Genomic DNA, 7,480 nt, shown 5'->3' with positions numbered 1-7,480 from the left:
GTGCGCACCAGGTTGACCATGGCACCGCACACTTCCTGCAGGTGGCTGTAGTCCACGCCCGAGCCGATGTGCATGTGCAGGCCCACCAGCTTCAGGCCGTGCTGCTTGATCGCATCCAGTGCCGCAGGCAGGTCGGTGTGCCAGATGCCGTGTTTGCTGTGCTCGCCACCCGTGTTGGTCTTGTTGCTGTGGCCGTGGCCAAAGCCGGGGTTGATGCGCAGCCACACCGCATGGCCCGGCGAACGCGCGCCCAGCTGGTGCAGCATGTCGATCGAGCCAGCGTTGACCGGCACGCCGTGTTCCACCACGCAGTCGAGCGTGGCGGCGTCGAACAGGTCGGCGGTAAAGACGATCTCCGACGGCTCTCCGCCGGCCGTGTAGCCGGCCGCCAGCGCACGCAGGATCTCGCCGCGCGAAACGGCATCCACCTTCACGCCCTGCTCGCGCATGAGCTTCAGGATGTGGATGTTGGAGCAGGCCTTCTGCGCGAACCGGATGGTCTCGAAATTGGACACCTGCGCAATGCGCTGGCGGATGGTGGCCGCGTCATACACCCACAGCGGGGTGCCAAACTGGTCGGCCAGGGCCCAGAGCTGAGCGGAGGAGAAAGGGTTGGACATGAGGAAGCTCCAAAGGCACAAAGCGTGAACGATGCGCGGATGATGCCGCCATCCATGTATTCAGTCGAATGCTTTGATTTACGCCATCCATTCAATATGGATATGCTGTGCGCATGACTGGCATGACCGAGCCCCCCCTGGCCCATCGCATCACCCACCGCCACATCGAGGTCTTCCGCGCCGTGATGACCGCAGGCAGCGCCACCGGTGCGGCCGACCTGCTGCACAGCTCGCAACCCACCGTGAGCCGCGAGCTGGCGCGGCTCGAATCGCTGCTGGGCTATGCGCTGTTCGAGCGCGTGCAGGGCCGACTGCGCCCCAACGCCCGGGCGCTGGCGCTGTGGGACGAGGTACAGCGCTCGTGGCAGGGGCTGGAGCGTGTAGTGGACCGGGCCGTGGCCCTGGGCCGGTCGGGGGCCGTGCAACTGTCGGTGCTTTGCCTGCCCGCGCTGGCCCATGCACTGCTGCCGGGTGCGGCGGCACGGCTGATGCAGGCGCACACCGAGGCACGCTTGTCCGTCACACCGCAGGAATCGCCCCTGCTCGAAGAATGGATGAGCGCCCAGCGGTTTGATCTGGGCCTGTGCGAACAGACCACCGCCCCGCCGGGCACACGGGCCGAGGTGCTGCTGACCCTGGACGAGGTGGCTGTGCTGCCCGCCCACCACGCTTTGGCACGCCAGCCGGTGCTGCAACTCGGCGACTTTGCCGGTGAATTCTTTGTAAGCCTCTCGGCCGACGACCCCTACCGCCGCCTGATCGACGCCCGGCTTGYCGAGGCGGGCGTAGAGCGCACGCTGCGCGTGGAAACTCACAGTGCCGCCGCGGTGTGCGCCATGGTCGAGCAGGGCCTGGGCATCGCCATCGTCAACCCGGTCACCGCCCTGGCCGCCGCCAGCGAGCGGCTGGTGCTGCGGCGGCTGGCGTTTTCCATCCCGTTCAGCGTGACAGCGCTGCTCCCGCTATACCGCCCGCCCCTGCCCGAGGTGGTGCCCATGCTGGAGGCTCTGCGCGCGCAGGCCCAGGCCATTGCAACGCAGCTGCCGCCCGCCATGGACTGATGCTACAGAATCTATAAACTATGATTTTGATAGCAGCAAAGGCATATTGCACTAGCRCCATCGGCACAAAGGAGCCAAAACCGGGGCTCCTTGTGCGTTCCGGACAGTGTCCTCAGCCGCCCGGCGCCGCCAGGCTACGCACCTTGACCGCCAGCCGCTCTTCGACCGAGGGCGACACGAACTTGGTCACCTCGCCACCCAGCACCGCAATCTCGCGCACAAAGGTGCTSCTGATGAACTGGTACTTGTCGCTGGGSGTSAGGAACACGGTCTCCACCTGCGGCATCAGGCTGCGGTTCATGCCTGCCAGCTGGAATTCGTAGTCAAAGTCGGTCACGGCACGCAGGCCACGCACCATGGCCTTGCCGCCGCGCGACACCACAAAGTCGCGCAGCAGGCCCGAGAAGGGCTCGACCTGCACCTGGGGATACATCTTCACGGCCTCGCGCACCATCTCGATGCGCTCTTCCAGCGAGAACAGGGTCTTCTTGTGGTGGCCCGCCGCCACGGCCACGATCACACGTTCAAACAACTGGGTGGCCCTGCGCACCACGTCTTCATGGCCCAGCGTGATGGGGTCAAAGGTTCCGGGGTACACGGCGAGCACGTTCTGGGCCATGGCTGGTTGTCTCCTGTCTGGCGATTGACGTTGGCCCCGGCCCCCGGGGCGCTCCCCGCAGGGCCCGCCGGGCCGCGTGCGCGCATTATGCAGTGCAGTGCAACATGAACCGGCGTTGGCTCATTCTGAGGTGGCTGCCACAGGGCGCAGCAGGTGCGCATGCACGGCGCCAGCCTTCAGATGCCGGTACACGGCCAGGCCGCTCCCGGCCAGCTCCTCGTCCGTCCAGGCGCGGGGCGCTTCGAGGTAGATAAAGCCCTGGGTGGCCACGGCCTTGGCAGCGGCCTGCAAAGCAGGTGCAAACAGCTCGCCGTCAAAGGGCGGGTCCAGCAGCACCAGGTCCACACTGGCAGGCGCGGCCTGCTTGAGGGCGGCCACGCCGTCACCGCGCTGCACGCGCACGGCGCTGGCTTGCAGCTTCGCCTGCAGCACCTGCAGCTGGGCCACCAGCGCAGCGTCACTCTCCACCAGTTGTACCGACACGGCGCCGCGCGAAGCGGCCTCGAGCCCCAGCGCGCCAGTGCCCGCAAAAGCGTCCAGGCAGCGCCAGCCACTCAAGTCCTGGCCCAGCCAGTTGAAAAGCGTTTCGCGCACGCGGTCGGGCGTGGGACGCAGGCCGGGGCGCTGGGCCACGGGCAGGCGGGTGCGCTTCCATTGCCCACCGATGATGCGGATTTCGCCCGCGCCCTTGGGGGCGGCCGCCGCCGCAGCTTTGTCCTTGGCGTTTTTCTTGATGGCCTTGGGGTCCACAGGGGCCGCAGCGGCTGCGGCCTGGGCCTTGCGGATTTCGGCGGTGATGGCGCTGCCGCGCAGGGTGGAGCGGCTCATGGCTGCTTGCCKCCCACCACCACCGTCACCATGCGGCCGGGTTGCAGCTTTTGGGCCATGGCAGTGCGCACATCGGCCACCGTCAGGGCCTCGACCTTTTTGGCCCACTGGTCCAGGTAGTCCAGGGGCAGGTCGTKCCAGGCGATGTTGGCCACGTTGCCCAGCAGCTTCTTGTTGCTGTCGATGCGCAGCGCAAAGCCGCCGATGAGGTTGTCCTTGGCGGCGCGCAGCTCGGCCTCGGTGGGGCCTTCGGCCACAAAGCGGGCGATCACGTCGCGCGAGACCTGCACTGCCTGGGCGGCCTGGTCGGGGCGCGTCTGCAGGCCCACGGTGAAGGCCCCGGCGTGCAGGCCGGGGGCGAAGTAGCTGTAGACGCTGTAGGAGAGGCCGCGCTTTTCGCGCACCTCGTGGGTCAGTCGCGAGACAAAGCCACCGCCGCCCAGGATGTGGTTGCCCACCAGCAGCGCGAGGAAGTCCGGGTCGCGGCGCTGGAAGCCCGGCTGGCCGATCAGCACGTGGGCCTGGGCCGAGGCAAACGGAATGGCCTTCTCGACAGGCGCCGTCAGCGCCGCCACTTCGCTCACGGGCGGCAGCGGTGCGCAGCCCGCACTGGCAGGAAGGCGCGACAGCAGCGTAGCCACCAGCGTCTGCGCCTGGGCGCGCGATACGGCGCCCACGATGCTTACCTTGGCGCGGCAGGCGGCCACGTACTGCGCGTGAAAGGCCTGCATGTCGGCCACGCCAATGCGCGCCAGCGTCTCTTCGGTGGTACGCACGCCATAGGGGTGGCTGCCATACACCGCAGCGGCGAACGCATGGTTGGCCACAGTGGCGGGGCGCGTGTTGGCTTCTTTCAGGCTGGCGCTCCAGCGGGCGCGGTCGCGTTGCCAAACGTCGTCAGTCGTCGTGGGCTCGGCAATCTGGCGGGCTGCCAGCCGTGCAGCGCGTTCCAGCAGTAGCGGGTCGGTCAGCGAGCGCAGCACGTAGTGCAGTGTGTCGTTGTCGGCGTTGGCTTCAAAGCTGGCGCCCAGATCGGCCCAGGCCTCACCCAGGCCGTTTTCGTCCAGCGCGGGCTCGGCGCTGGCGTCGCGCCCGGCCTTCACGCCCTTGCTGGCCATGGCGGCGACGGCGTTGGCCAGGCCGGACTGGCCCGCCGGGTCGCGGCGCGTGCCAGCGTCAAAGTCGATTTGCACGTCCACCATGGGGATGACCGGGCTTTCGACCAGATAGACCTTGGCGCCGCCCGGCTCCGTCCAGTGCTGAATGGGCAGCAGCGCCCAGGCCGAATTGGAGGAAAAAAGGGCGATAGCGCTAGTGCATAAAGCACGGACAGCTATGTTTTTGATAGTAATCATGGGCAGTTTCCGCAGGGCGGGTTCAGCGGATGGCAGCGCCCGGGGGCAGCTGGGGACGGGCGCGGGGGGCGTCCAGGGGCTGGGGCAGCAGCGTGGCCACGGTGAGCTGGTCGTCGCCAAAATACCTGGCAGCCACGGCCTGCACCTGCGCCGGGGTCACGGTGCGCAGCAGGGCCAGCAGGCGCTCGTTGGCGTCCAGCGGAAAGCCCTGCACCCAGTTGCCCCCCAGCTCCTGCGCCTGGCTCATCACCGAGTCGCGCTCGTACACCGTGGAGGCGATCCATTGCGTCTTCACGCGGTTCAGCTCGGCCTCACTCACCCCATCCTTGGCCACACGGGTCACCTCGGCGCGCAGCGCGTCTTCGACCTGCTGGGCGGTCTTGCCCGCAGCGGGCACGCCGCTGAGCATGAACAGGCTGGGGCCGCGCCCGGTAACCATGGCGGAGCTGCTGGCGCTGTCGGCCACGCGGTTGGGCCCCTGGGTCAGTGCGCGATCCAGCCGGGCACCGTCATAGCCATTGAACACGGCCGACAGCACCATCAGCGCGAGGGCGTCGCGGTCTTCGTCGGTGAGGTTGTCCACGCGGTCCAGGCTGGGCGCGCGGAAGGCCAGGGCCACATAGGCCTGCTCTGCCGGGGCCTTGACGGCAATGCGGCGCAGGCCCTTTTGCTCGGGCTCGGTGCGCGGCTTGCGCGCGGGCAGCGCGTGCACGGGCAGGCTGCCGTARTACTTYTCGGCCAGCGCACGCACCTGGGCCACATCCACATCGCCCGCTACCACGACGGCGGCGTTGGTGGGGGTGTACCACTGGCGGTGGAAGGCGCGCACGTCATCGGGCGTCATCGCATCCAGGTCGCTCATCCAGCCCACGATGGGGCGGCGGTAGGGCGACGCATTGAAGGTGGCGGCAAACAATTGTTCAGCCAGCACGGCCCGGGGCTGGTCTTCGGTGCGCAGCCGYCGYTCYTCCTTGACSACCTCGATCTCKYKCTTGAACTCSTCGTCGGRCCASTGGTTGTTGGCAAACCGGTCCGATTCGAGCTTCATCACGTCTTCCAGCCGGTTGGACGGGATCTGCTGGTAGTAGCCCGTGTAGTCGCGSSTGGTGAAKGCGTTCTCCCGSCCGCCCAGCGCCGCCACGCGGCGCGAGAACTCGCCSGGCGGSAKGKACTTGGTGCCCTTGAACATCATGTGCTCCAGCGCATGGGCCACGCCTGAGGTGCCGTCCACCTCATCCATCGAGCCCACACGCACCCAGACCATGTGCACCGCCGTCGGGGCGCGGCGGTCGGGCTGCACGATGAGCTGCATGCCGTTTTTGAGCGTGAACTGCTGCGCGCCAGAGGCCGTGGCGGACGGCGTGGTGGAGGGTTGAGACACCGGGGTGGTTGCCGCAAAGGCAGCCCCGGACGAGAGGCAGGCCAGCAGGCCCAGTAGGGTGAAAGCGCGTTTCATAGAATGGGGTGATTCTAAGAACCCGCCAATGTTCAGTTTTTTCAAGAAAAAGCCCGCTCCTTCGCCCGCCCCCACCGATGTGCCCGCCCCGGCCCAGCCGGTAGGCGCACCGGCGCCCACCGTGGTTGCGCCCATAGCGCCCCCCCTGCCCGCCACACCGCCCGTGGCTACCCTCAACCCGCCAGCGCCCGCTACACCGGCTCCCGTGGCGGCGCCCGCCCCGGCAGGCTTTGGCTGGCTGCGCAACCCGTTTGGCAACAAAGCCCCTGAGCCCGCTGCGCCGCCCCCCGCAGCACCAGCGCCCGTCACTGTGACCCCGCCAGCGCCCGTGGCGATGCCTCCAGTGGCACCGGCCGTCGCACCGACGCCCCCTGCAGCACCGGCAGCCACAGCGCCCGCCGCTGCTCCAGTGGTTGCAAGCCCTGCATTGCCCCCCGTGGCGCCCCCGATTTCCGTTGCTGCACCTGCGCCGGTTGCACCACCCACGCCCGCCACACCACCGGCTGCGCCAGTGGCAGCATCTGCAACTTCGGCTGCGCCCACTGCCCCGGCGCCTGAGCGCAAAGGCTGGCTGGACCGCCTCAAGGCGGGCCTGCGCAAGACCGGCAGCAGCATTGCCACCGTCTTTACCGGCACGCAGATTGATGACGCGCTGTATGAGGAGCTGGAAGAGGCCCTGCTGATGGCCGACACCGGCGTGAAAGCCACCACGCACCTGCTGACGGACCTCAAGCGCCGCGTGAAGGACAGCAAGACCACCGACCCCGCGGCAGTCAAGGGCCTGCTGGCCGACGCGCTGGCCGACCTGCTGCGCCCGCTCGAAAAAGCCCTGGTGATTGGCGAGCACACCCCCACCGTGATCATGGTGGCCGGCGTGAACGGCGCGGGCAAGACCACCTCCATCGGCAAGCTCACCAAGCACCTGGCGGGCGAAGGCGCCGCCGTGCTGCTGGCCGCCGCCGACACCTTCCGCGCCGCTGCCCGCGAGCAGCTGGGCGTGTGGGCCGACCGCAACACGGTCGAGATCGTGAGCCAGGAAGGCGGCGACCCKGCSGCCGTGAGCTTTGATGCCGTGACCGCCGGCAAGGCGCGCGGCAAGGACGTRGTGCTGGTSGACACCGCCGGCCGSCTGCCSACGCAGCTGCACCTGATGGASGAGCTSAARAAGATCMRSCGCGTSGTCACCAAGGCCGACGCCACCGCSCCGCACGAGGTGCTGCTGGTGATCGACGGCAACACCGGSCAGAACGCSCTGGCSCAGGTSCGSGCSTTYGACGAKRCGCTGSRSCTCACCGGCCTGRTSGTSACCAARCTSGACGGCACGGCCAAGGGCGGCGTGCTGGCCGCCATCGCGCAGGAACGCCCCATCCCGGTGTATTTCATCGGTGTGGGCGAAAAGCTCGAAGACCTGGAAACCTTCAACGCCCGCGAATTTGCCCAGGCTTTGCTGAGCTGAGCCTCGCGATCTCCCCTCAACCTTGCGAGCAATGGCCCCATCCGGGGCCATTTACACGTTTACGGATCGCAACGTTTCCTCCATC

The 7,480-nt window shown here is 68.1% G+C and carries 7 protein-coding genes; 2 read left to right on the top strand and 5 right to left on the bottom strand.

The window, feature by feature from the left end:
- Positions 1–620, bottom strand: a 620-nt coding sequence (locus AC04MI_RS10860; RefSeq protein WP_476497782.1) for a type III PLP-dependent enzyme domain-containing protein, incomplete at its 3' end; no start/stop codon positions are given.
- Between the two features lie 122 nt (positions 621–742).
- On the opposite strand from AC04MI_RS10860, the gene AC04MI_RS10855 reads away from it, so the two are divergent.
- Positions 743–1,681, top strand: a complete 939-nt coding sequence (locus tag AC04MI_RS10855) for a LysR family transcriptional regulator (protein ID WP_476497781.1) — start codon at positions 743–745, stop codon at positions 1,679–1,681.
- 112 nt (positions 1,682–1,793) lie between these two features.
- Here the strand turns inward: AC04MI_RS10855 and coaD are convergent, their stop codons facing one another.
- The 4 genes from coaD to AC04MI_RS10835 form a co-directional block, all read right to left on the bottom strand.
- The gene (coaD, locus tag AC04MI_RS10850; RefSeq protein WP_476497780.1) at positions 1,794–2,300 is read right to left on the bottom strand and encodes a pantetheine-phosphate adenylyltransferase; all 507 of its coding nucleotides are present in this window, start codon (positions 2,298–2,300) and stop codon (positions 1,794–1,796) included.
- 120 nt (positions 2,301–2,420) lie between these two features.
- Positions 2,421–3,128: a 16S rRNA (guanine(966)-N(2))-methyltransferase RsmD gene (rsmD, locus tag AC04MI_RS10845; RefSeq protein ID WP_436077712.1), complete on the bottom strand. Its 708-nt coding sequence runs from the start codon at positions 3,126–3,128 to the stop codon at positions 2,421–2,423.
- Positions 3,125–4,483, bottom strand: coding sequence for a M16 family metallopeptidase (locus AC04MI_RS10840; protein WP_476497779.1), 1,359 nt, complete (start codon positions 4,481–4,483; stop codon positions 3,125–3,127). Before AC04MI_RS10840 ends, rsmD begins: the two co-directional genes overlap by 4 nt.
- A 22-nt stretch (positions 4,484–4,505) precedes the next feature.
- Entirely contained in the window at positions 4,506–5,939 is a 1,434-nt protein-coding gene (locus AC04MI_RS10835; RefSeq protein WP_476497778.1) for a M16 family metallopeptidase, read from the bottom strand.
- Positions 5,940–5,967: 28 nt separating this feature from the next.
- Here AC04MI_RS10835 and ftsY point away from each other — a divergent pair, with 28 nt between their 5' ends.
- Complete coding sequence (gene ftsY / locus AC04MI_RS10830; protein WP_476497777.1) at positions 5,968–7,395, top strand: signal recognition particle-docking protein FtsY; 1,428 nt, start codon at positions 5,968–5,970, stop codon at positions 7,393–7,395.
- The last annotated feature ends 85 nt before the right edge of the window (positions 7,396–7,480 follow it).

It is taken from the genome of Acidovorax sp. LjRoot204 (assembly GCF_056175785.1).
This window is presented reverse-complemented; position numbering and strand designations above follow the sequence as displayed.